The sequence below is a fragment of the Leisingera sp. ANG-DT genome, assembly GCF_000813785.1.
GTDB lineage: Bacteria > Pseudomonadota > Alphaproteobacteria > Rhodobacterales > Rhodobacteraceae > Leisingera.
Genome location: NZ_JWLE01000001.1, coordinates 587,526 through 610,930, shown reverse-complemented (window position 1 = coordinate 610,930; position 23,405 = coordinate 587,526). Strand labels below are relative to the sequence as shown.

General features: G+C 60.1%; 22 protein-coding genes and 1 tRNA gene. 6 read left to right on the top strand and 17 right to left on the bottom strand.

Going from position 1 to position 23,405, the window contains the following annotated elements; translation table 11 throughout:
- Positions 1–462 precede the first annotated feature (462 nt).
- Entirely contained in the window at positions 463–4,107 is a 3,645-nt protein-coding gene (locus RA21_RS02950; protein ID WP_039146003.1) for a vitamin B12-dependent ribonucleotide reductase, read from the top strand.
- Between the two features lie 324 nt (positions 4,108–4,431).
- Here RA21_RS02950 and RA21_RS02945 read toward each other — a convergent pair whose 3' ends face one another.
- Positions 4,432–5,295, bottom strand: coding sequence for an acyl-CoA thioesterase (locus RA21_RS02945; protein ID WP_039146002.1), 864 nt, complete (start codon positions 5,293–5,295; stop codon positions 4,432–4,434).
- 54 nt (positions 5,296–5,349) lie between these two features.
- Positions 5,350–6,561, bottom strand: coding sequence for a serine hydrolase domain-containing protein (locus RA21_RS02940; RefSeq protein ID WP_039145999.1), 1,212 nt, complete (start codon positions 6,559–6,561; stop codon positions 5,350–5,352).
- Positions 6,562–6,834: 273 nt separating this feature from the next.
- Between RA21_RS02940 and aroQ the strand changes: the two genes are divergently transcribed.
- Positions 6,835–7,284, top strand: coding sequence for a type II 3-dehydroquinate dehydratase (gene aroQ, locus RA21_RS02935; protein ID WP_019297795.1), 450 nt, complete (start codon positions 6,835–6,837; stop codon positions 7,282–7,284).
- Positions 7,281–8,036, top strand: a complete 756-nt coding sequence (locus tag RA21_RS02930) for a LuxR family transcriptional regulator (protein WP_019297796.1) — start codon at positions 7,281–7,283, stop codon at positions 8,034–8,036. Before aroQ ends, RA21_RS02930 begins: the two co-directional genes overlap by 4 nt.
- A 494-nt stretch (positions 8,037–8,530) precedes the next feature.
- Here the strand turns inward: RA21_RS02930 and tsf are convergent, their stop codons facing one another.
- The 5 genes from tsf to RA21_RS02905 all read right to left on the bottom strand — a co-directional run bounded on the left by tsf (position 8,531) and on the right by RA21_RS02905 (position 12,321).
- Entirely contained in the window at positions 8,531–9,406 is an 876-nt protein-coding gene (gene tsf, locus RA21_RS02925; RefSeq protein WP_019297797.1) for a translation elongation factor Ts, read from the bottom strand.
- 80 nt (positions 9,407–9,486) lie between these two features.
- On the bottom strand, positions 9,487–10,260 hold the full coding sequence (gene rpsB / locus RA21_RS02920; protein ID WP_019297798.1) for a 30S ribosomal protein S2: 774 nt from the start codon (positions 10,258–10,260) through the stop codon (positions 9,487–9,489).
- Between the two features lie 188 nt (positions 10,261–10,448).
- Positions 10,449–11,279, bottom strand: coding sequence for a lysophospholipid acyltransferase family protein (locus RA21_RS02915; protein WP_039145997.1), 831 nt, complete (start codon positions 11,277–11,279; stop codon positions 10,449–10,451).
- Entirely contained in the window at positions 11,276–12,031 is a 756-nt protein-coding gene (locus tag RA21_RS02910) for a GNAT family N-acetyltransferase (protein ID WP_039145995.1), read from the bottom strand. The genes RA21_RS02915 and RA21_RS02910 overlap by 4 nt, the downstream gene beginning before the upstream one ends.
- A gap of 107 nt (positions 12,032–12,138) precedes the next feature.
- Positions 12,139–12,321: a DUF3553 domain-containing protein gene (locus RA21_RS02905; protein ID WP_039145992.1), complete on the bottom strand. Its 183-nt coding sequence runs from the start codon at positions 12,319–12,321 to the stop codon at positions 12,139–12,141.
- Between the two features lie 34 nt (positions 12,322–12,355).
- Here RA21_RS02905 and RA21_RS02900 point away from each other — a divergent pair, with 34 nt between their 5' ends.
- The gene (locus tag RA21_RS02900; protein WP_019297802.1) at positions 12,356–12,952 is read left to right on the top strand and encodes a histidine phosphotransferase family protein; all 597 of its coding nucleotides are present in this window, start codon (positions 12,356–12,358) and stop codon (positions 12,950–12,952) included.
- 61 nt (positions 12,953–13,013) lie between these two features.
- Here the strand turns inward: RA21_RS02900 and RA21_RS02895 are convergent, their stop codons facing one another.
- From RA21_RS02895 to RA21_RS02865, 7 genes are all read right to left on the bottom strand, one after another.
- On the bottom strand, positions 13,014–14,279 hold the full coding sequence (locus tag RA21_RS02895; protein WP_039145990.1) for a glutamate-5-semialdehyde dehydrogenase: 1,266 nt from the start codon (positions 14,277–14,279) through the stop codon (positions 13,014–13,016).
- 75 nt (positions 14,280–14,354) lie between these two features.
- Positions 14,355–15,461, bottom strand: coding sequence for a glutamate 5-kinase (proB, locus tag RA21_RS02890; protein WP_039145988.1), 1,107 nt, complete (start codon positions 15,459–15,461; stop codon positions 14,355–14,357).
- A complete protein-coding gene (gene obgE / locus RA21_RS02885) occupies positions 15,449–16,483 on the bottom strand; it encodes a GTPase ObgE (protein ID WP_039145987.1) in 1,035 nt (344 codons plus the stop codon). Before obgE ends, proB begins: the two co-directional genes overlap by 13 nt.
- A 118-nt stretch (positions 16,484–16,601) precedes the next feature.
- Positions 16,602–17,138 (bottom strand): GNAT family N-acetyltransferase, encoded by a 537-nt coding sequence (locus tag RA21_RS02880; RefSeq protein ID WP_019297806.1) that lies wholly within the window; start codon positions 17,136–17,138, stop codon positions 16,602–16,604.
- A 249-nt stretch (positions 17,139–17,387) separates the two neighbouring features.
- Positions 17,388–17,657 carry a 50S ribosomal protein L27 gene (gene rpmA, locus RA21_RS02875; protein WP_019297807.1) on the bottom strand — a complete coding sequence of 90 codons (270 nt, stop codon included), beginning with the start codon at positions 17,655–17,657 and terminating at the stop codon, positions 17,388–17,390.
- A gap of 11 nt (positions 17,658–17,668) precedes the next feature.
- Positions 17,669–18,232 carry a 50S ribosomal protein L21 gene (gene rplU, locus RA21_RS02870; RefSeq protein ID WP_039145986.1) on the bottom strand — a complete coding sequence of 188 codons (564 nt, stop codon included), beginning with the start codon at positions 18,230–18,232 and terminating at the stop codon, positions 17,669–17,671.
- 201 nt (positions 18,233–18,433) lie between these two features.
- On the bottom strand, positions 18,434–19,285 hold the full coding sequence (locus RA21_RS02865; RefSeq protein ID WP_019297809.1) for a DUF2059 domain-containing protein: 852 nt from the start codon (positions 19,283–19,285) through the stop codon (positions 18,434–18,436).
- Between the two features lie 123 nt (positions 19,286–19,408).
- Between RA21_RS02865 and RA21_RS02860 the strand changes: the two genes are divergently transcribed.
- A tRNA-Ser gene (locus RA21_RS02860) sits at positions 19,409–19,498 on the top strand.
- A gap of 182 nt (positions 19,499–19,680) precedes the next feature.
- Here RA21_RS02860 and RA21_RS02855 read toward each other — a convergent pair.
- From RA21_RS02855 to RA21_RS02845, 3 genes are read right to left on the bottom strand one after another with little or no spacing between them, the layout of a single operon-like run.
- A complete protein-coding gene (locus RA21_RS02855; RefSeq protein WP_019297811.1) occupies positions 19,681–20,742 on the bottom strand; it encodes a methyltetrahydrofolate cobalamin methyltransferase in 1,062 nt (353 codons plus the stop codon).
- Between the two features lie 9 nt (positions 20,743–20,751).
- Positions 20,752–21,678, bottom strand: a complete 927-nt coding sequence (locus RA21_RS02850) for a methylenetetrahydrofolate reductase (protein ID WP_039146510.1) — start codon at positions 21,676–21,678, stop codon at positions 20,752–20,754.
- A 26-nt stretch (positions 21,679–21,704) separates the two neighbouring features.
- Entirely contained in the window at positions 21,705–22,001 is a 297-nt protein-coding gene (locus RA21_RS02845) for a virulence factor (RefSeq protein WP_019297813.1), read from the bottom strand.
- A gap of 285 nt (positions 22,002–22,286) precedes the next feature.
- Here RA21_RS02845 and RA21_RS02840 point away from each other — a divergent pair, with 285 nt between their 5' ends.
- On the top strand, positions 22,287–23,399 hold the full coding sequence (locus RA21_RS02840) for a Ppx/GppA phosphatase family protein (protein WP_019297814.1): 1,113 nt from the start codon (positions 22,287–22,289) through the stop codon (positions 23,397–23,399).
- Positions 23,400–23,405 lie beyond the last annotated feature (6 nt).

Here is a 23,405-nt window from a genome sequence, read left to right as displayed (position 1 = left end):
TCAAGGGATGTGAATCATTGCCCGAATGAGCTGCCGCTCCGGCGCCTCTGCGACGCGGCAAGTTACTTGCTTGGCATAAGAAATCCGGGTTGCCCGCAAACTGGATTTTTACACCGCCGGACGTGGCAGCCTGTGGATGAATCAATGGCCGTCGCCGGACCCTTGAAACCGCGAATAGCGTCAACAGCAAAGATCGTTGCCAAGGGGTAAATTTAACGTTGACCCTTTGTGTGTGAATACGCCAAATTGTGGACACCGGTTGCGATGGCACTAAATCTGGTGGGTTAAGGGGCCACAGCAACAACGCTGAAGACAGCAGACAGTCCTTTGTAGAATGGCCGGCGAGGGCCGCAAGTGCGCCGTATGCGGCGTGCGCTGGGTATCTGCGTGTTGCGTGGCCGGGACATTTGGTGCGGGGGCACCGTGACACTTGACCGATGTGTGCTTGAGAAGGGGCAGAGCATGAAGATCGAACGGAAATTCACCAAACCCGGGCAGGATGCTTATGCCGATCTGGCTTTTGTCTCCGCCACCTCGGAGATCCGTAACCCGGACGGGACCATTGTTTTCCGGCTCGATAACATCGAAATCCCGTCTTCTTGGAGCCAGGTCGCAAGCGACGTCATTGCTCAGAAGTATTTCCGCAAGGCCGGTGTGCCGTCCCGGCTGAAGAAAGTCCGTGAAAAAGACGTGCCCGAGTTCCTGTGGCGCTCTGTCCCCGATAAGGGCGCGGAATTTGGCGGTGAGACGTCCTCCAAGCAGGTTTTCGACCGTCTGGCGGGCGCCTGGGCCTACTGGGGCTGGAAGGGCGGCTATTTCTCCTCCGAGGAGGATGCGCGCGCTTACTACGACGAGATGCGCTACATGCTGGCGACCCAGCGCTCGGCCCCGAACTCGCCCCAGTGGTTCAACACCGGCCTGCACTGGGCCTATGGCATCGACGGCCCGGCGCAGGGCCACCACTACGTCGACTACAAGACCGGCAAACTGACCAAGTCTGACAGCGCTTATGAACACCCTCAGCCGCATGCCTGCTTCATTCAGTCGGTCTCCGATGACCTGGTGAAGGATGGCGGTATCATGGACCTGTGGGTGCGTGAGGCGCGTCTGTTCAAATACGGCTCCGGCACCGGCACCAATTTCTCCCATCTGCGCGCCGAGGGCGAGCCGCTGTCCGGCGGCGGCAAATCCTCCGGCCTTATGGGCTTCCTCAAAATCGGCGACCGCGCAGCGGGCGCCATCAAATCAGGCGGCACAACCCGTCGGGCAGCAAAAATGGTGATCGTTGACGCCGATCACCCGGATATCGAAGACTTCATCCAGTGGAAGGTGATCGAGGAGCAGAAGGTCGCGTCCATCGTCGCGGGCTCCAAGATGCACGAGAAGATGCTGAACGGCATTTTCGAGGCGATCCGCAGCTGGGACGGGGCTGAGGCCGACGCCTACGACCCTGCGGTCAACGGCGGGCTGAAATCGGCCATCCGAGAGGCCAAGAAGGTGGCGATCCCGGAAACCTACATCAAGCGGGTGCTGGATTACGCCAAGCAGGGCCACACCTCGATCGAGTTCCCGACCTATGACACCGACTGGGATTCCGAGGCCTACAGCTCTGTCTCCGGGCAGAACTCCAACAACTCGATTCGGGTGACCAACGCCTTCCTGCATGCGGTCGAAAAAGACGCCGACTGGGAGCTGTTCAACCGCACCGACGGCAAGGTTGCCAAGGTGATCCGGGCGCGCGACCTGTGGGAGAAAGTCGGCCACGCAGCCTGGGCCTGTGCCGATCCCGGCATCCAGTTCCACGACACCGTGAACGAGTGGCACACCTGCCCGGAAGACGGTGAGATTCGCGGCTCAAACCCTTGTTCGGAATACATGTTCCTGGACGACACCGCCTGCAACCTGGCATCTCTGAACCTGCTGAGCTTCCTGAAGGATGGCCAGTTCCAGGCAGATGACTACATGCATTGCTGCCGCCTGTGGACGCTGACGCTGGAAATTTCGGTGATGATGGCCCAGTTCCCGTCCAAGGAAATCGCACAGCGCTCCTATGACTTCCGCACCCTGGGTCTGGGCTATGCCAATATCGGCGGCCTGCTGATGAACATGGGCTACAGCTACGACTCGGATGAGGGCAGGGCGCTTTGCGGTGCGCTGACCGCGCTGATGACCGGTGTGGCCTATGCGACCTCCGCCGAGATCGCATCGGAACTGGGTGCCTTCCCGGGCTACGCGAAAAACGCAGACCACATGCTGCGTGTGATCCGCAATCACCGCAATGCTGCAAAGGGCAATGCTGACGGATATGAGGCGCTGTCCGTGAAACCGGTGCCGCTGGATATCGCCAGCTGCCCGGATGCGCTGCTGACCGATCTGGCCGCCAGCGCCTGGGACGAAGCACTGGAACTGGGCGAAAAGCACGGCTACCGCAACGCCCAGACCACGGTGATTGCACCGACCGGCACCATTGGCCTGGTGATGGACTGCGACACCACAGGGATCGAGCCGGATTTTGCCCTGGTGAAGTTCAAGAAGCTCGCTGGCGGCGGCTACTTCAAGATCATCAACCGTTCGGTTCCGTCGGCGCTGGAGGGTCTGGGCTACAGCTCCTCGCAGATCGAGGAAATCGTGTCTTATGCGGTGGGCCATGGCTCCATCGGCAACGCGCCGGGCATCAACCACACCTCGCTGGCAGGCCACGGTTTTGGCCCGAACGAGCTGTCCAAGGTGGATGCGGCGCTGGAATCGGCCTTTGACATCCGCTTCGTGTTCAACCAGTGGACCCTGGGTGAGGATTTCTGCACCGGCGTGCTGGGCATCCCGGCAACCAAGCTGAACGATCCAACCTTCGATCTGCTGCGCCACTTGGGCTTCACCAAGAAGGACATCGAGGCTGCCAACGATCACGTCTGCGGCACCATGACCCTGGAAGGCGCACCGCATCTGCAGGAAGAACACTATGCGATCTTTGACTGCGCCAATCCGTGCGGCAAGAAAGGCAAGCGTTTCCTGAGTGTTGACAGCCATATCTGCATGATGGCGGCGGCCCAAAGCTTCATCTCCGGCGCGATCTCCAAGACCATCAACATGCCGAACTCGGCCACTATCGAGGACTGCCAGAAAGCCTATGAGCTGAGCTGGAGCCTGGGCATCAAGGCGAACGCGCTCTACCGCGACGGCTCCAAGCTGAGCCAGCCGCTGGCAGCGGCGCTGGTCGAGGATGACGACGATGCGGCTGAGGTGCTGGAAAGCGGCGCGCCGCAGGAAAAGGCGGCGGTTCTGGCCGAGAAGATCGTCGAGAAAGTGGTCATCAAGGAGGTGCTGAAATCGCACCGCACCAAGATGCCGCAGCGGCGCAAGGGCTATACCCAGAAGGCAGTTGTCGGCGGCCACAAGGTGTACCTGCGCACCGGCGAATATGAGGACGGCAACCTCGGCGAGATCTTCATCGACATGCACAAGGAAGGCGCAGGCTTCCGGGCGATGATGAACAACTTCGCCATCGCGGTGTCGGTCGGCCTGCAGTACGGCGTGCCGCTGGAGGAGTTTGTCGACGCTTTCACCTTCACCAAGTTTGAGCCCGCGGGCATGGTCCAGGGCAACGACTCGATCAAGAACGCGACCTCGATCCTCGACTATGTGTTCCGCGAACTGGCGGTGTCCTATCTGGACCGCACTGATCTGGCGCATGTGAAACCGGAAGGTGCCACCTTTGACGATCTGGGCCGGGGCGAGGAAGAAGGCGTGTCGAACCTGTCAGAGCTGAGCGAAAGCGCCGCGACCCGGTCGCTGGAAGTTCTGAAGCAAATTTCCTCAACCGGTTATCTGCGCAAGCGTCTGCCGCAGGATTTGGTGGTGCTGCAGGGCGGCCAGACCGACGCCGGCGTGCTGGGAACTGGAACTGATCCGGTGGCGGCGCTGCAAACCCTGGTTCCGGAGACCAGTGCAGCACCGGCGCAAAATACTAGCGGCATGGACGCGCGTACCAAGGCAAAAATGCAAGGCTATGAAGGCGAAGCCTGCGGCGAATGCGGCAATTACACGCTGGTGCGCAACGGGACCTGCATGAAATGCAACACCTGCGGGGGAACCTCCGGCTGCAGCTGAGGACCTTCGCTTGCGGCGCCGGTCTTACCCCCGACGGCGCCGCACCCAAACACTGCAGGCAGGCTGAGGGCTGCTTGTGACGACATCAGGAACGGGTGCGCCCGTTCTGAACACCGGGATGGCCCAGGTAAGAAAAAACTTTCGGGCAGTCAATGAAGGAGCCTGACCGGTGACAACTGGCTTCCTCTGAAACAGAGGGAGCCATTTTCTTTTTGGTTTCTCGTTAGGAACCGTTGCTATTCGCTGATCTGGATATCTTATAATCAGAATTATGGTAAATATGGCGGAAGACAAGACACGAAAGCCAATCACTTTCAAATAAGATCAACACCTTATAGGCCGCAGTAAACCCTCCTGGGCAACACTGGCCACCAATTGTCCATCCTCGGAAAAGATAGAACCGCGATTGAACCCGCGAGCTTTGCCTGTAAATGGCGCGTCCATCGAATACAAATGCCAGTTCTGCAACTGCACCGGTGCATGGAACCACATTGCATGGTCCAGGCTGGCGGTCATCGCTTTCGGATTGTGAAACGTCAGCCCGTGCGGACGCATCGAGGATCCCAGCAGCCCGAAGTCCGACACATACGCCAGCAAAATGTGCTGCAGTTCAGGCCCTGCGCCCTGTGCCGCTTCCATCCGGATCCACATCTGGTTGGCATCACTGGTTTCTTCCGGTGACAAAGGATCGCGCGGCTCAACCTCCCGGATCTCAAACGGCCGTGCCCGCAGCAGTTCAGCCTGCCGCTCCAGTACAAACCGGCTGGCGTTCCGCTTGAGGATCTCGTGCCGCGGCTCCAAACTGCCCGGCTCCGGAACATCCGGCATAGCGTGCTGAAAGTCCCAGCCGTCTTCTTCAGCATGAAACGACGCCGCAAGGTTGAGGATCTGTTTGCCGTTCTGCATAGCCACCACCCGCCGTGTGGTGAAGCTGCGGCCATCGCGGGCTGGATCGACTTCATAGATCACTGGTCTTGAAGGATCCCCAGGCCGGATGAAATATGCGTGAAGAGAGTGGCATAACCTTCCGGAAACACTGGCGTATGCTGCTGCCAGCGCCTGGGCGATCACCTGGCCGCCGTAAATGCGTGTCGGAGTTTCGCCGCCGGATCCCGACCCGCGGTAGAGATTGGTGTCCAGCGTTTCGAGGTCCAGAAGATCCAGCAGGGTTTTGGCAGTATTAGACATTTACAAGGTTTTCCTTTGACCGGCCGTCATTTTGGCAGGGTTTGCGCCCGGACGCTATTCTGTGAAGGCTCCATGCACCAGCGCCTTGAGCTCTGGCCGTGACGGATAGGAGCTGGATGGCGCGAGCTGGGTCAGGAATACCACCGAGGTTTCAAGCTGCCGGTCGACCCAGAAAAAGGTCGATGCAATCCCGCCCCAGCTGAAATCACCGATGGAGCCTGGACAGCGCGCGCGCGCCGGATTGAGCACTACAGCACCGCCAAGGCCGAAGCCCATACCCTCCATCGGCTGTTCAGCGAAACTGCTTGGCCCCATTGAAGCGATGTCGCCATCAAGATGGTTTTGCATCATAAAATCAGCGGCTTGAGGGCTGATAATGAACCCATCTCCACCGCGCCCGCGGCGGCGGAGCATCTCAGCGAATTTCATGTAATCGTCAATTGTTCCGATCAGCCCGCCGCCGCCGGAATGCATAGTTACCTGTTCAAACGGCGAACTGCCGTAGCTGTCGGTCAGGCGCAGGCTGTCAATGCCGGCATCAGCTGAATTGAGCGCCATCGCGTCACCTGCCAGCGGGGTGTAGAGAGAGGCAAAGCGGTTCCCTGCCCCTTCAGGCACCTGAAACGCGGTTTCAGTCATGCCCAACGACTCAAAGATTTCAGCAGCCAGAAAGTCGCCCAGGGGCTTGCCGGACACAACCTCAACAACCCGGCCCAACACGTCAGTTGCCACAGAGTATTCCCAGCGGCTTCCGGGCTTGAACGCCAGCGGCAGCTCCGCCAGACGTGCCACCATGGCGGACAGCGGTCCGTGGTCCGGTTTGAACAGAAGATCCTCTTGCTCCATTGCCTCCGGCAGCAGTCCGGGGTTGAACGGATAGCTCAATCCGCTGGTATGTGTCAGCAGCTGATGCAGCGTCGGAGTCTGGCACGGTTCAGTCTGATCTAAGTCAGTTGCCCCCGGCACCAACGCCCGCATGGTGTTGAATTCCGGGAGAAAGTCGCTTACGGGGGCATCCAGGTGAAACAGGCCCTGCTCAAGAAGTTTCATAACGGCAACTGATGTCACCGGCTTGGTCATCGAATAGAGCCGCACCAGGGTATCACGCGTGAACGGCAGGTTTTCTTCGACATTGCGCTGTCCGGCTGCATGGAAATAAATTTCTTCGCCGCCGCGCCGGATCAACAAGGCGCTGCCTGGATATTTCCTTTGATCTACATAGCGTTGCTGCCAGGATCTGATCCTGTGACTGCGGTCGGATTTCATTGCTGCCCCTCTCTTCTTTGCGGCCGGCCAGCCGTCTCGGGTTCTCCGGAATATGCGCTGCCGCGCAGACAGGGTCGAGCGAAATACGTGGTAACGGTGCTGGGAGTTCGGCCAGCGGCAGCGCAAAGGCAGTCCGCCATCCAATTCACTGCAAACGTTCAACCCTAAGCTGGTTACGCCAAGTTTTTTTCCTCCAAAGACGTTTGCCTATTCGCTTTCGAAACAAATTTGTCTTAGAAGTTCAAAGGGAAAGACGGTAAGGACATAAATCTTATGGCGAGTATTCTGGTATTGAACGGACCCAATTTGAACCTGCTTGGCACCCGCCAGCCGGAAGTCTATGGTTCTGTTACTCTGGCGATGGTAGAAGACGCCTGCACCGCCCACGCGCAAAAGCTGGGGCTGGAAGTTTCCTGCCTGCAGTCAAACCATGAGGGCGCGCTGATTGACGCCATTCATGACGCAAGAGGCAAGCACCAGGGTATCATCCTGAATGCCGGAGCCTATACGCACACGTCGATAGCGCTTATGGATGCGCTGATTTCCGTGGAAATTCCGGCAGTTGAAGTTCATCTCTCCAACATTCATGCGCGCGAAGACTTCCGCCATACCTCTTACATCTCCAAGGCAGCTCAGGGGCAAATCTGCGGTTTTGGCGCCCAGGGCTACTTGCTGGCGCTGGACGCATTGGCCGCGCGTTTGAAAGAGGCCGGCACGGCATGAAGCTCCAAAAGTATCTGAATTTCCTCTGCGGTGCGCAGAGCCTGGAGGAGCTATGGCATGGGCACGTCCAGCAGATGGCGGAATATGGTTTTGACCGGCTGATCTATGGATACACCCGCTATAAAACTGAAACTTCGCTTGGCGATCCTGACGACTTTGTCATCCTGTCGAACCACAACAACGCGTATCTTGAGGGTTTTTTGCACAGGGGGCTCTATTTTCACGCGCCGATGCTTCGCTGGGCGCTGGAGAATGAAGGCGCCGGCAGCTGGCGGATTGTGCAAGAAATGGCCGCCAATGGAACGCTGGGGCCTGAAGCCCGAAAGGTGCATGCGTTCAATCAGGAACTGGACATGACGGCAGGCTATACTGTCAGCTTCTATTCCACTTCCCCGCGCTATAAGGGGGCAATTTCGCTGGCGGCGCGGCCGGGCCTTTCTCAGGATCAGGTGGATGCCCTGTGGCAGGAGCTGGGCGAAGATATCGTGCTGATGAACAACGTTGCGCACCTGAAGATCCTCACTCTGCCCTATACGGCCCCGAACCGGAGCCTGACCAAACGGCAACGGGAGGTGCTGCAATGGGTTGGCGACGGCAAAACTACTCAGGATATTGCCCTGCTGATGGGGCTGACCCCTGCAACAATTGAAAAACACCTGCGGCTCGCCAGGGAATCCCTTTCTGTGGAGACCACTGCGCAAGCAGTTCTGAAGGCAGCCTTGCATAACCAGATGTATGTGATGGACACCTGAACCTGGCAGGCGGGCACACTGGGCACGGCCCAAACTTCACGGGCTTATAAATCTGGATCTTCTTCCAAAATTTGGTTTCAGTAAAACGCTTTAGCGTGGCTGCCTCCGGCTGCAATGTCCACACGACGCCAATTAGCGTCAAGAAGTATGGTATTCAGTACTACCGTTAAAGGATAATTCATTGCAATTTGCACATGTTCCGTGAGTGGTGGCTTTGGCCAAGGAACTTTGGGTATTGAACCTTGCGATTACAGGGCTCTCCTACCTGATCGGGGGCAGGCACGTATAGATCCGTGTCCTGCCCCGATATCTGAGGGGTCCTGCCCATCCCCATCAGCGGGGCCCCTCGCACCTTCTCCTGGACCAACAGACCAGACCAGACCAAACCATTACTGGCGCGTCCCGACGCGCGCTGCCAGGCTCAGCCATTGCACCAGGCACAAAAAAACCGGCAGGAGTTCCTGCCGGTTTCTATTTTCAGACTGGAGGGCTGATCAGCCCTGAGCTGCCTTTGCAACTTCGGCTGCGAAGTCTTCCTTCTCAACTTCGATGCCTTCGCCGACTTCAACCCGGACAAAGCCGGTGATGGTGGCGCCAGCTTCCTTGGCGGCGGCTTCGACGGTCAGGTCCGGGTTCACCACGAACTGCTGGTTCAGCAGAGTGGATTCCGCCACGAATTTCTTCATGCGGCCTTCGATCATCTTTTCGATCACCTGCTCCGGCTTGCCGGATTCACGTGCGATGTCGATCTGAACCTGCTTTTCCTTCTCAACGATGGAAGCATCCAGGTCAGCCTCGGACAGCGCAGCCGGGTTCACAGCTGCGATGTGCATCGCAACCTGCTTGCCGATGGCTTCGTCGCCGCCGTTCATCGCAACCAGAACACCGATCTTGCCCATGCCTGCGGTGGCCGCGTTGTGGACGTAGGACACAACGGTCTCGCCTTCCAGCGCTTCCATGCGGCGCAGAGACATGTTTTCGCCGATGGTGGCGATCTTGTCGGTCAGGGTGTCGGCAACGGACTTGCCGCCCAGATCTGCTGCGGCCAGGCCTTCGATGTCTGCAGCGCCCAGAGCTGCGGTGGCGATTTTGCCAACCATTTCCTGGAACTCGCCGTTTTTCGCAACGAAGTCGGTTTCGGAGTTCACTTCAACAGCAACACCTTTGCCGCCTTCGACGACAACGGCCACCAGGCCTTCTGCGGCGGTGCGGCCGGATTTCTTGGCGGCTTTCGCCAGGCCTTTGGTGCGCAGCCAGTCAACAGCGGCTTCCATGTTGCCGTCGTTTTCGACCAGCGCTTTCTTCGCGTCCATCATGCCTGCGCCGGTGGATTCGCGCAGTTCTTTCACCATTGCTGCAGTGATTGCCATCTCTTGGCTCTCCTCAATTCAAAAACAGATTTGGGGCAGGTGATACCCTGCCCCGCATGTCAGTTCCGTGACAGGACGGATCAGGCTTCGGCTGCTGCTTCTTCAGCAACGGCTTCTTCTGCCGGTGCTTCTTCCAGCGCGCCCAGGTCAACGCCTGCAGCGCCCAGCTGAGCCGACATGCCGTCCAGAGCGGCGCGGGCAACCAGGTCGCAGTACAGCGAGATGGCGCGCGAAGCGTCGTCGTTGCCCGGGATGATGTAGTCAACGCCATCGGGGGAGCAGTTGGTGTCGACAACAGCCACAACCGGGATGCCCAGTTTCTTGGCTTCGGCGATGGCCAGTGCTTCTTTTTTCACGTCGATGACGAACAGCAGGTCCGGCACACCGCCCATTTCGCGGATGCCGCCCAGGGAGGCCTGCAGCTTCTCCTGGTCGCGTTCCATGCCCAGACGCTCTTTCTTGGTCAGGCCTTCGGCGCCGCCAGCCATCTTCTCGTCGATTTCCTTCAGGCGGTTGATCGACTGGGAAACGGTTTTCCAGTTGGTCAGGGTGCCGCCGAGCCAGCGGTGGTTCATGAAGTACTGAGCAGACTTCTCAGCAGCTTCGGCAATCGGTGCAGCTGCCTGGCGCTTGGTGCCGACGAACAGGATGCGGCCGCCTTTGGCAACGGTGTCACGGACGACTTGCAGCGCCTGGTCCAGCATCGGAACAGTCTGGGTCAGGTCCATGATGTGGATGCCGTTGCGTGCGCCATAGATGAAGGGCGACATGCGCGGGTTCCAGCGCTGAGTCTGGTGGCCGAAGTGAACGCCAGCTTCCAGCAGCTGACGCATGGTGAACTCAGGAAGAGCCATGCTATTATATCCTTTCCGGTTTCTATCCTCGGCGGGGGTTCAGAGCGGATGCTCCAACCGGGGGTCCGTCAGGGATGTCTCCCCTGATCAGGCCAAACCCCGCCTGCGGGTTCGTAGGCGCGCCTATAGATCAGAAACCGCCAGCTGGCAAGAGGCGTCCCGCAGAAATCGGCGCCCTACCCCGGATTTCAGGCTTTCAAGGCGTCCTGATGGCCTTTGCGCACCATTTCCTCAGCCCGGGCCGCCAGCGCCTTGCGGTCCGGAAAGTCCGCTACTTTCAGAGGTGGGTGATAGATCAGCTCAACCGTGCCCTGGCGCGCGGCGGCCAGAACTTTAAGAAGGTGCGGCCCGAAGTCCATGTCGCCCCACCAGCCATAAAAGCGGGCGGGGGCGCCTTTGGGGGCGTGATACACCACCGAAACCGGCTGAACGTACAGGCCGTTGCGGAGCTGATCGGTGAAAAACGCGGCAAAAAGTGTTGTTTTGAAACGCAGAACGCGCAACCCGTCAGTCGACGTGCCTTCCGGGAAGAACAGCAGCTTATGCCCGGCCTGCAGCCGATGCTCGAACAGTTCCGCCTGCTCTCTGGCTTTCTTGGGGTTCCGTTCGATAAATACGGTGCCGGTGGCCCGCGCCAGCCAGCCGATGCCGGGCCATCCGGCAACCTCGGCCTTGGACACGAAATAAATCCGCTTGCGCGCGTTCAGGGCAAAAATGTCCAGCCAGGAGGAGTGGTTGGCAACAACCGGCCCGCGCTGCCGCATCAGCGTGCCGCGGGTCTGATAGCGGATCCCCATAATCCGGAACGCATTGCGGCAAACAAACTGGGTTATAAACGGCGTGACCGGCCGCTGGAGCCCGAACAGCGGCCGCTCTGCCAGCCGCAGAAGCAGCAGTACCAGCAGCCCTCCGAAGACCAGCAGTGCCAGCGGCAGGCCGCGCAGCGCCACCAGCATCCAGCCGGAAGGGCCGATACGGATGGGGTCGGGGGTGTCCTCACTGTGCCAACTGATGCTCATCCGCGGCCTCCGGCATAGATCCGGCGCTGCCGCTCGTTCATCCTTGCCGTGTCAAGCACCAGGCAAACGTCAGTTGTGTTGAATGCCCTATCAATGTAGGCGCCTTCTCCGACAAAACCTCCGAGCCGCAGATAGGCTTTTATCAGCGCTGGAGTTTCGACCATGGCGCGCTTGCGATCGAGATCATCAATGACAACTAAGTCCATGCTTTGAAATGCTTTTGAACGCACGCGCAGATCCGGAGGTGCCAGATGGTTGTGATGCAGCATGGCCAACGGATTGGCCAGGGCCTGCGGATCCGTTCCATGAAAACTGGCAACACCGAACAACACCTCTATACCGTGCTGTTCGACGTAATCCGCCAAGCCGGACCAAAGGTGAAACATCGCCATACCGCCACGGTAGTCCGGGTGCAGGCAGGAACGACCCAGTTCCAGCAGCCGGCGGCCCGAGGCCTTCAATAAGGTCAGGTCATATTCATCCTCAGAATAAAACTGCCCCGCCCTTGCCGCCTGGTCATCCCGCAGCAGCCGGTAAACCCCGGCCACCGTGCCTGTGGCCTTATCTGTCACCAGCATGTGGTCGAAGAACTGGTCGAACCTGTCCCGCTCCAGCCCTTCCTGATGATCGACCATCTCGCCGCCGCCGCCCAATTCGCGAACGAACACGTCATAGCGCAGGGCCTGCGCGGCGCGCAGTTCACTCTCGGTTTCGGCGATCTTTACGGAAAATTCCGGTGCGGTGTCGGACATTCACTCACCTTCGCGTCGTTCAGGCTTGAGCGCTACTCGCCAATAAGGCAAAGAGCGCGCAGGAATTGGAGAGAATTTGAGGGATTACGTTAACCCTTCATAAACCGTTATGGATCAAAGACGGGAATAAGGGAGACACGCGCTCCGTCAATCACAAGCTTGCCCTGATCGGGAAAGTTCACCGTGATCTTGCCGCCCGCGTTCGACTGCACTTGGCCGACACCCCATTCAGGGTGGTCCGGGTGCCGGACAAACATGCCGGGGGCTAAAATAGCGTTGAGGTCATTCATAGGGGGATGGCCCAGTTCGGAGGAAGTAATAGTTATGGGTGTAGATAACGCCAATCTGGCCGCATTGGTAGGGTCGCGGATCTGTCATGATTTGATCAGCCCGGTCGGCGCCATCAACAACGGTCTGGAACTGCTGGGCATGGCCGGCAGCATGTCGGGGCCGGAGCTGGAATTGATTTCCGATAGCGTCGCCAATGCCAATGCGCGCATCCGCTTCTTCCGCATCGCTTTTGGAGCCGCCGGCGACCAGCAAACACCACGGGCCGAAGTCGTTTCCGTGCTCGAGGACGTCAGCAAAGGCGGGCGCATCAAATACCAATGGGCGCCGCTGGAGGGCTGCACCCGCAGCGAGGCACGGCTGGCGTTCTTGTCGGCGCTGTGCCTGGAAAGCGCCCTGCCCTATGGCGGCACGGTCAAGATATTCTGTGCCGACGGCAAATGGACGGTGGTGGGCGAAGGCCGCAAGGTCACGGTTGATGATGAGCTGTGGGCCCGCGTGAGCGGCGGCAGCTCAAACGCCGAGATTACCCCGGCATTGGTTCAGTTCGCCTTGCTGCCGGAGGCCGCCAAGGAAGCAGGCCGCACGGTGCGGCTGGAATTGAACCTGGAAAATATCACAATGCAGTTCTGAACACTGCATTGTGACCAAAGAAACGCCGGGCAATCCGCCCGGCGTTTTGCATTTCTGAGGGTCAGGCGCGTGTCGTTCCGTTGCCCCGTACCAGGTATTTGAAGCTGGTGAGTTGGGTGGCGCCGACGGGTCCGCGGGCATGCATCTTTCCGGTGGCAATTCCAATCTCTGCCCCCATCCCGAACTCGCCACCGTCGGCAAATTGGGTTGAGGCGTTGTGCATCAGAATTGCGCTGTCGAGTTCAGCAAAGAACGTCTGAACCGCCTCTTCATCCTCTGTAATGATACAATCGGTGTGCTGCGAGTGATGCGTGCGGATGTGCTGGATCGCTTCATCTATGCCCGCTACCTGCTTTGCAGCAATGATAGAATCCAGGTATTCCTTACCCCAGTCATCGGCCGTAGCGGAGATCATGCCGTCCGGTCCGGGCAGCCCTGCCTCGGCGCGGATTTCAACGCCGGCAGAGGCCAGCGCGTCCAGAACCATCTTGCCCAGCGTCGGCGCAATGTCCTGATGAATCAGCAGGCACTCGGCAGCACCGCAGATACCGGTGCGGCGGGTCTTGGCGTTCAAGACCACATCCAGTGCTTTCTGCGGATCGGCAGCCTTGTCGAGGTAGATGTGCACGATGCCCTCAAGATGGGCAAAGACCGGCACCCGTGCCTCGCGCTGGACAAGCCCGACCAGCCCCTTGCCGCCGCGCGGCACGATGACGTCCACATAGTCCGTCATAGTCAGCAGTTCCTGCACCGCAGCGCGGTCGCGGGTCGGGACCAGTTGCACGGCGTCTTCAGGCAGACCTGCCGACTTCAGCCCCTCTGCCAGGCAGGCATGGATGGCTTGCGACGAATGGAAGCTTTCAGAGCCGCCGCGCAGGATCACCGCGTTGCCCGATTTCAGGCAGAGCGCGCCGGCATCAGCTGTCACATTAGGGCGGCTTTCATAGATCACACCAATCACACCCAGCGGGGTGCGAACGCGTTGGATTTTCAAGCCGGTGGGCTGTTCCCACTCTTCCATCACCTCGCCAACCGGATCGCGCTGCTCCGCCACAGCACGCAGGCCATCGACGATGCCCTGAATGCGTGTCTCGTCCAGCATCAGCCGGTCCATCATCGCGTCCGACAGGCCCTTGTTTCGGCCAAACTCAAGATCCTTGGCGTTGGCCGCGATGATCTCTGCCCGGCGGCTCCAGACCGCTTCTGCTGCACCAATCAGCGCTGCATGTTTGCGTTCAGCGTTGGCCGTCGCCAGGACTTGCGCCGCTTGCTTTGCACGTTTGCCAAGCTCCGCCATTACGGCGGGAATATTTTCATTGTCTTTCATATGTCTCGTGCCCTTGCCGGTCCCTGTCTGGCACTGGGTGCCGTCCCGGCTGGAATAAACTATCAGGTGGTACCGTCAAAGCGCCATATCATCGCGGTGGATCAGCGCGGCGCGGCCGGGATAGCCCAGCGTCGACTCGATCTCCTGTGACTGGCGTCCCTGGATGGCACGGGCCTCTTCGGCGGTATAGCGCGACAGCCCTTGCCCCAGTTTGCGCCCGTCTGGGCCAAGGATGGCCAGCGGATCGCCGCGGCCAAAGTCACCCTCCACATGACGGACGCCTGCGGGCAGCAGGCTTTTGCCGGACATCAGCGCGCGGGCCGCGCCTTCGTCGATGGTCAGAACACCGCGGGTCTTCATCGCCGCGATCCAGCGCTTGCGTGCGGCCTGCGGGTCACCCTGCCCCGTGAACCAAGTGCAAGGCGCACCTTCTTGAAGTGTTTTCAGAGGGTTCAACGGCGAACCTTCAGTGATCGCCATAGCACAGCCAGCGGCGGTTGCCATCTTGGCAGCCAGCAGCTTGGTGATCATCCCGCCCTTCGAGAGACCGGAGACGCCATCGCCCGCCATCGCCTCGATCTCAGGTGTGATCTCATCAATGCGGTCGTAGCGCTTGGCATCCGGGTCCAGCGCCGGGTTGGCACTGTAAAAACCATCCACATCGGACAGCAGGATCAGAGCGTCAGCCCCGACCGTCACTGCAACCTGCGCCGCCAAACGGTCGTTGTCGCCATAGCGGATCTCATCCGTGGCGATCGTGTCGTTTTCGTTGACGATGGGCACCGCACCCATTCCTAGCAGCGTTTCCAATGTCGCGCGGGAGTTGAGGTAACGGCGGCGGTTTTCGCTGTCTTCCAGCGTCACCAGCACTTGCGCGGTGGTGATCCGGTGCGGCGCCAATGCCTCTTCGTACGCGCGGGCCAGCCGGATCTGGCCAACCGCAGCGGCAGCCTGGGATTGCTCCAGAGGCAGGTCGGCTCGCGGCAGACCCAGCACACCACGCCCCAGGGCGATAGACCCGGAAGACACCAGCACCACGTCTGTGCCGCGGAACTTCAGCCAGGCGACGTCATTGGCCAGCGAATGCAGCCAGCCGGCGCGCAGCTCGCCGGTTTCCCGGTCCACCAGCAGCGCCGAGCCGATCTTGACGACAATGCGTTTTGCCGACGTCAGGGCTGCCAAGTTTCTTCCTCCTCGGCGGGTTTCATCCGCAAGCGGTCATCGTCAATCTCGTTGCGCAGAGCGCGCAAGACCTCGTTCACGCCCTGACGGCTAACGCCGGACATCAGATAAACCGGACCGCCAACGGCTGCTTCCAGGGCCTTGCGTTTCTCGTCCAGTTCCTCCGGATTGATGGCGTCGACCTTGTTGAGTGCCGTGATCCGGGTCTTGGTGGCCAGCACGCCGCCATAGGCCTCCAGCTCGCCGATGATGGTCTCGTAATCCTCAACCACAGTTTCGGAGGTGCCGTCGATCAGGTGCAGCAGCACCGCACAGCGCTCCACATGGCCCAGGAACCGATCGCCGATCCCCTTGCCCTCATGCGCGCCTTCAATGAGGCCCGGAATGTCTGCAACCACAAACTCGGTGTTGTCGATGCCGACCACACCCAGGTTCGGGTGCAGCGTGGTGAACGGGTAATCCGCGATCTTGGGGCGGGCGTTGGAGGTGGCCGACAGGAAAGTCGACTTGCCCGCGTTCGGCAGGCCCAGAAGACCCGCATCCGCGATCAGCTTGAGCCGCAGCCAGATTGTGCGGTCAACGCCTTCCTGCCCCGGATTGGCGCGCCGCGGCGCCTGGTTGGTGGCGGATTTGAAATGCAGGTTGCCGAAACCGCCGTTGCCGCCCTTGGCCAGCAGCACACGCTCACCCGGAACTGTCAGGTCCGCCAGAACAGTTTCCTGATCCTCGTCCAGGATCTCCGTCCCCACGGGAACACGCAGAATAATATCGTCGCCGTCCTTACCGGTGCGCTGGCGGCCCATGCCGGACTGGCCGTTCTTGGCGAAGAAGTGCTGCTGATAGCGGAAGTCGATCAGAGTGTTCAGCCCCTCGGTGACCTCTGCCCAGACCGAGCCGCCCTTGCCGCCGTCGCCCCCGTCCGGACCGCCGTATTCGATGTATTTTTCGCGGCGGAAGCTGACGCAGCCGTTCCCGCCGGCGCCCGAGCGGATGTAGACCTTTGCCAGATCGAGGAATTTCATGTCAGCTCCTTAATACGGCAGGCCCCTGCCCGTCCGCGCAGTATAAGTGTCCCGCCAAGGCCCGGAGCCATGGCGGGACTGTTTCGATTGCCTTACCGCAAAGCGCGTGCCGCGCCAATCACAGTTTTCGGCTGTAGGTCCAGGTCGGGACAGAGGCGTCGCGCGCCACCGAATAGCTTTCGGCGTCGCCCAGATAGTCAAAGCCGCAATGGATCAGCACCCGGGCCGAGGCCGGGTTATCCTGAAACACAGAGGCAAACATCGCGTCGTTCTTCTGCGGATTGGCATCGACCAGCGCCTTGAGCGCAGCAGAGGCCAGCCCGGTATTCCAGAACGGCGGCGCAGTCCAATAGGAGACCTCGGACTGATTGCGGTCCATCCGCTTGAGCCCGATCACGCCCTTCAGCTCGGAGTCACCCTCGATGGTGCCGTCGATCACCCAGACGTCCTCATCCCGCTCTTCAGCCATGGCTCGGGTAACAAAGGCCTCAGCCGCGCCGGGCGGCAGCGGATGCGGCACCGAGCGGGTCATGCGGGCGACGCGTTCGTCGCTGACATAATGCTCAATCAGCCCGGCGTCTGACTTGCGCAGCGGGCGCAGAATAAATCGGTCTGTCTCAATCGCCTGCTGGTTCACGATTTGCTCCAGGTTCATGGAACTGCTCCTCCTCAGCCCTTGTTCTTGCAGCTGCAAGTTTGAAATGTGCCTGCACAGCTACCACGGCAATAGATACCGCGTTCAAATTGTGCAAAATTTCCCGTTGGCCGGTTGTGAGCAATCCTTGCTCGTATCCGAACGTCGGTAATTCCGGGCGAACTCATCACATTCTCACATACAAAAACAGCAAAGGGGACCGGCTGTGTAGCCGATCCCCCTAAAGATTTCTCTACCCTTCGGGTCGGCTTACTCAGCGGCCTCCGCCACTGGGAGAACCGATACAAAGGTGCGGCCTTTCAGGCCCTTGCGGAAGCTCACAGCACCGTCAGCAGTTGCAAAGAGAGTGTGGTCTTTGCCCATGCCCACGCCTTCGCCGGCCCAGAATTTGGTGCCGCGCTGACGCACGATGATGTTGCCTGCGATGGCAGCCTGGCCACCGTAGAGTTTCACGCCAAGGCGGCGACCAGCAGAGTCGCGGCCGTTACGGGAGGAACCGCCAGCTTTTTTATGTGCCATTCTCTCTCTCCTTAGCCTTTAGCCAGTTCTTTGGCCTGCTCAACCCACTCGGGCTTCACTTTGATCGCCTCGATACCAGCAATGTCGTCTTCGGACAAGGCTGCGATCTGAGCGAAAGTGGTCAGGCCTGCTTCTGCCAGTTTCTTGGCAGCTGCGGGACCAACACCTGTCAGGGCGGTCAGGTCGTCCGAACCTGCGGCAGCTTCAGCGGCCGGAGCAGCTTTGGCTTTGGCAGCAGCTTTCGGTGCGGCTTTGGTTGCGCCCGATGCCAGGATCTCGGTGATCCGGACGAGGGTCAGCTTCTGACGGTGGCCTTTGGTGCGCTTGGAGGAGTGCTTCCGGCGGCGCTTGACGAAGTGGATCAGCTTCTCACCTTTGATCTGCTCGATCACTTCTGCTTTGACGGCAGCGCCGTCAACCAGCGGAGCACCGACAACCGGAGCGTCGCCGCCCAGCATCAGAACTTCGTCGAATTGGATGGTGTCGCCGGCATCTGCAGCAAGTTTCTCAACGCGGAGCACGTCGCCCGCCTGAACCTTGTACTGCTTGCCGCCAGTCTTGAGGACCGCAAACATGTGCGTCTTTCCTTTTCTAACCGCGTCCTACGGCCCCCTTACGGGCGTTTCGGCATATGCCGCCTCGAACAGCGCGCCCTTGAATGGGCGTATGACAAATAAACCCCGGCGCACGGATTCCGGGCCGGGATGCGGGCTTATGGTTCGGATCGGCATGTATGTCAACCGTTTTCCACAGGCTTTTCAGGCGCTCTGCGGAAATCAGATGTCCTGTCCCGGTGTCAGCTCCGCCATGCGGTGGGCAAGTTCCTCGAACCGGTTGGCAGTGATCTCGTACTGGACCGCATTCAGCAGTTCGTAGACCCGCTGCATTGGCTCCTCCTCCAGCGCCTCGACATAGGCCTGCACTTCTGCATCCGAGAACTCCTGATAGGTATAGGCAGAGGCCGCCAGGCTGGAGGCCTGCAGGCTGAGGCGCAAGTCGCCCTCCTGCTCTTTCATCAGCGCGCGCAGTTCGTCGGCGTCGAGATCCAGGTCGATCACGCCAGCCGCGGACGCTGCCATCAGGAAGCGGAACTGGATCTGCTGCAGCGCCTTTACACCATTGCCAGCAGCGTCAATTGCACTGCCCATACGCTGGTACATCGCCACCCGCTTGCTGCCTGCCTTGACCAAATCAGAGATGATGCGGTTGCCAGCCAATTGCTTCACCTCGTCATCCTCGATCAGATGCGAGGAATTCTCCGCCCGCACCAGCCGTTTCCCCAGATCACTGGCATAAAACTCGGAGGCGTGATCCAGAGCCTCATCGTCCAGAGTGTTTTCCAAGATATCCAAGGCCAAGCCGCGCATCTCTGCGGTATCAAAGACTTCTTCCGACATTTCGGTCCACTGGCTGCCAAAGGCGCCGGCATCAACGCCCAGCATGTCCGGAGCGCTGGAGGCAGACAGCGCGATGCTGTCAAGCGCCACGTCAAAGCCGGTGACCTCCAGAAACGCCTCCACCCGGGCACGGTCCGCAGCAGCAGCGGGCTGGGTGACAACCCAGCAGCCAAGCCACATCGCGGCCAGAAAACGCATCAGGAAAGCGGGGAGCGGAAGGATCATCTGCATAGTGCAAATCTAAGCAAAAACCTTTGGCTGGCAACGGAAATCCGGCTTTTTTTGCCAAAGGCGCAAATCGCCCCTTGCGCCGGTCCGGAATCAACCTTAAACGCTGCCCCACCAGACCCCCGCGGAGAGGTGCCGGAGTGGTCGAACGGGGCGGTCTCGAAAACCGTTGTGGGTGCAAGCCCACCCAGGGTTCGAATCCCTGTCTCTCCGCCATTACCCTTCAGACCGCTTCCAAGTCAGACCGAGAACATGCGGTATGATGCGTCTAACCCTCCTGTTTCCGGCAAACCCAGGCACCATCAAGCCGCTTGTGCAGCTTCATTCGCCTTACAACCGCGAAAACAAAAAAGACCGGGCATTTCTGCCCGGCCTTCGTGTTTAATTGCCAGTTCGGATCAGGCGCGGCGGCGGCGTCCGCCGGCGCGGCCGCCACGGCCACGGCCTTCTTCGCCCTCAGCAGCAGGCGCCTTGTTGAATTTGATCCACTCACCGCCATGCGGGTCGTTGTTGGTCAGGAAGTTGGCAGCGCGGATGGCCTCCATTTCCTTACCGGCGCGCGGCTTGGTGGAACCCAGGCCGAACATGGTGACAAACGCCTCGTCGTCCATGGCTTCCGGCAGGATGATGCCAGCAGCTTCGACAGCGGCTTTCTTCTCGGCAATAGCCTTCTGTGTCACTGGCAGCGCCACCGGGTTCATAATCGCAGAGGTCATGCCGGCACCCATTGCCATCGGCAGGAAAGCGTTGTTGATCCCGTGACGGTTCGGCAGGCCGAAGGAGATGTTGGACGCACCGCAAGTGGTGTTCACACCCAGTTCTTCGCGCAGACGGCGGACCAGGGCAAACACCTGCAGACCTGCAGTCGCCATGGCGCCAACCGGCATCACCAGCGGGTCAACCACGATGTCATGCGCCGGGATGCCGAAATCAGCAGCACGCTCGACGATTTTCTTAGCGACGGCAAAACGCACATCGGGATCTTCCGAGATGCCGGTGTCATCGTTGGAGATCGCCACAACCGGCACGTTGTACTTCTTGACCAGCGGCAGGATCTGCTCCAGACGCTCTTCTTCGCCTGTGACCGAGTTCAGCAGCGGACGGCCTTCGCAGATTTCCAGACCGGCCTCGAGCGCGCCGGGAACCGAGGAGTCGATGCACAGCGGCACGTCGACCAGCCCTTGAACCAGTTCAACGATCTTCCGCATCAGCGGCGGCTCGGTCTCGTTCGGGTTCGGGTTGGAGTTGTAAACCACGCCCGCGTTGATATCGAGAACGGTGGCACCGGCCAGAACCTGAGCCACGGCGTCTTTTTCAACGGTGGAGAAATCGCCGGCTTCCAGCTCGGCCGCCAGTTTCTTGCGGCCGGTCGGGTTGATGCGCTCACCAATCACACAGAACGGCTCATCAAAGCCCAGGACCGCGGTTTTTGTTTTTGATTCTACGACTGTACGGGTCATTGTGGATCCTTAGGAGTTAACCGGCTTGGCGGAATCGCCGCCGTTGTTGATGGCCCAGGTGGCATTGGTCTTGATGCCGCCCAGCGGGAAGAAGTGAACCTTCTCGATTGCAAAGTCGGGGTTGGCCGCCTTGTGCGCCGCCAGATCCGCCAGAACCTCACCCGGCTCGTGCGGCAGCAGCAGCTTGGAAACGTCCTTGGCACGCTTCTGCAGAACTTTCAGCGACGGACCGACACCGCAGGCGATGGCGAATTTGATCATGGTCTGCAGCTTGGCCGGACCAGCGATACCGATGTGGACCGGCAGGTTCATGCCGCGCTCGTTCAGCTCGTTCACCCAGTCGATCACCGGTTGCGCCTCGAAGCAGAACTGGGTCGCCAGCGCCATCTGTGCATCGGTGCGCTTGGAGAATTCCTGTTTCCAGTCCAGCGCCGCGTAGGTGTTGGCGCGGCCGCCGTTGGGGTCGATATCCAGGTTGGGTTCCGGGTGGCCAGCAACGTGCAGGTTGGTGAAACCCGCCTGGTCAAACAGGCCGGTTTCCAAAAGCTGCATCGAACTGTCGAATTCGCCGTGCGGCTTGGCAACGCCGCCCGCCAGAATCAGGCCTTGCTTGACGCCGGCTTCACCCTGATAGCGGTTGATCCAGTCACCCAGGGTTGCTTTGTCCTTGATGATCCGCGCCGGGAAGTGCGGCATCACATCGTAGCCTTCGCCAGCAATGCGCTTGGCGGTCTCGACCATATCCTCGATCGGGGTGCCTTCGATGTGCGCGATGTAGACACGGGTGCCGACGGGCAGCAGGTCGCGGAAGTCTTCCACCTTGGCAGCGGTACGGGGCATCACCTCGATGGAATACCCTTTCAGGAAGGCCTCCATCTCAGGGGTAGCGGATTGGCCTGCGCCAGAGTCGCGTTTTTTAAAGTTCAGCAAAGCCATCACGGCCTCCCAAAGTGGTCTGCGGGTCATGCCCATCCGTCATTCGCGATCAGCGCCTTCAAGCGGTCCTGATCATACTCAGTCTCCAAGCGCTTGGCTTCGGCTTCGGCAACCTCAGCGGCCTCGCCCTCAGCAGAGAAAGGAGCAGCCTTGCGCCATTCAGCCAGATAAGCGTCCGCGTCTTTCGCGTTCACCTTCATGGCTGCGCGGTCAATTGCCTGCTCGAACCGTTCTTCGAGCTGACGCTTGGCGCCGCGGCGGCCTTTGCCAACGATGACCTGCGCGGGGATATCGCGCCAGTATACGATCGTAACGTCGGGCATGCCTTGCTTTCCTCCTAGCCTGGATAGACCACTATCTAGTGCGGTGGCGCGCCGCAGGTTGGTCGATTTTCGACAACACGATGGGATTGAGCGACGTTTTGCTGCCGCGACACTAGCTTTGTGCACCTGTGAATGCCACAGCCTGGAACCGCCAAAATATTCATGTGGATTATGAGATTTCCGGGAAGCGGCGGAAATTGCTTCACTTCTGGCCGCACGGCGCTTGCGCCGCCGCATTTGCGCACCTATTGTCATTCTTAACACGATAATCGGAGGGCGTGAATCATGGCGCCCAGGCGCTCGAAAGGTGCGGGCGCGTTTCCCAAAGCGGTTGAGACCCCTGCACCGGCCCGTCCCGATCCTGATGCGCTCTACGCAGCGCTGGATCTGGGTACAAATAGCTGCCGCATGCTGATCGCCCAGCCCAAGGGCAGCGGTATCCATGTGGTTGACAGTTTCTCCAAGTCGGTGCAGCTCGGCGCCGGGCTGGAGCGGACCGGACGGCTGTCGCGGTCCTCGATGGCGCGTACCATCCAGGCGCTGCGGATCTGCCAGCAGAAACTCAAACGCAACAAGGTCAAACGGATGCGGCTGGTGGCGACCGAAGCCTGCCGCCGGGCCAAGAACGCACGCGATTTCATCCGCCAGGTAAAGCGGGAAACCGGCCTGACGCTGGAAATCATTCAGCCGGAGGAAGAAGCGCGTCTGGCCGTTATCTCCTGCGCGCCGCTGGTCTCCACCAAGACCGAACAACTCTTGGTTGTTGATATCGGCGGCGGCTCGACCGAGCTGGTTTGGATCGACGTCTCCTCAGTGCCGCGGCGCGACCGCCCGGCAGCCATCATGCGGCTGCACAACGGGTTCCGCCCGGCTGAGGGCCCCTTCCCCGCCGCCAAAGTGGTGGACTGGATTTCAGTCCCGCTGGGTGTCGCCACGCTGCGCGACCAGTTCAACGATGTGGAGGACGATGCTGCGCGGTTTGCCCTCATGAGCTGGTTCTTTGAAGAAAACCTCGCCGATTTCGCCCCCTACAAAGATGAGCAGGCACGCGCCGGCTTCCAGATCGTCGGCACCTCCGGCACGGTAACTACGGTTGCAGCCTCGCATCTGGGTCTCAAACGCTATGACCGGACAAAGGTGGACGGGCTGCGGATGACCAGCGATCAGATTGACAAGGTGATCCGGGGGTATTTGGAGCTCGGCCCTCAGGGCCGCCGCCGCGACCCCCGCATCGGAGAGGACCGGCAAGCCCTGATTATGTCCGGCTCGGCGATCCTTCAGGCGTTGCTGCGTTGCTGGCCAACCGACCGGCTGTCCGTCGCCGACCGCGGCCTGCGCGAAGGCCTGCTTTATGCGCAGATGAGCGCAGATGGTGTTCTGGAGGACGGCCCTTACTAACCGCTC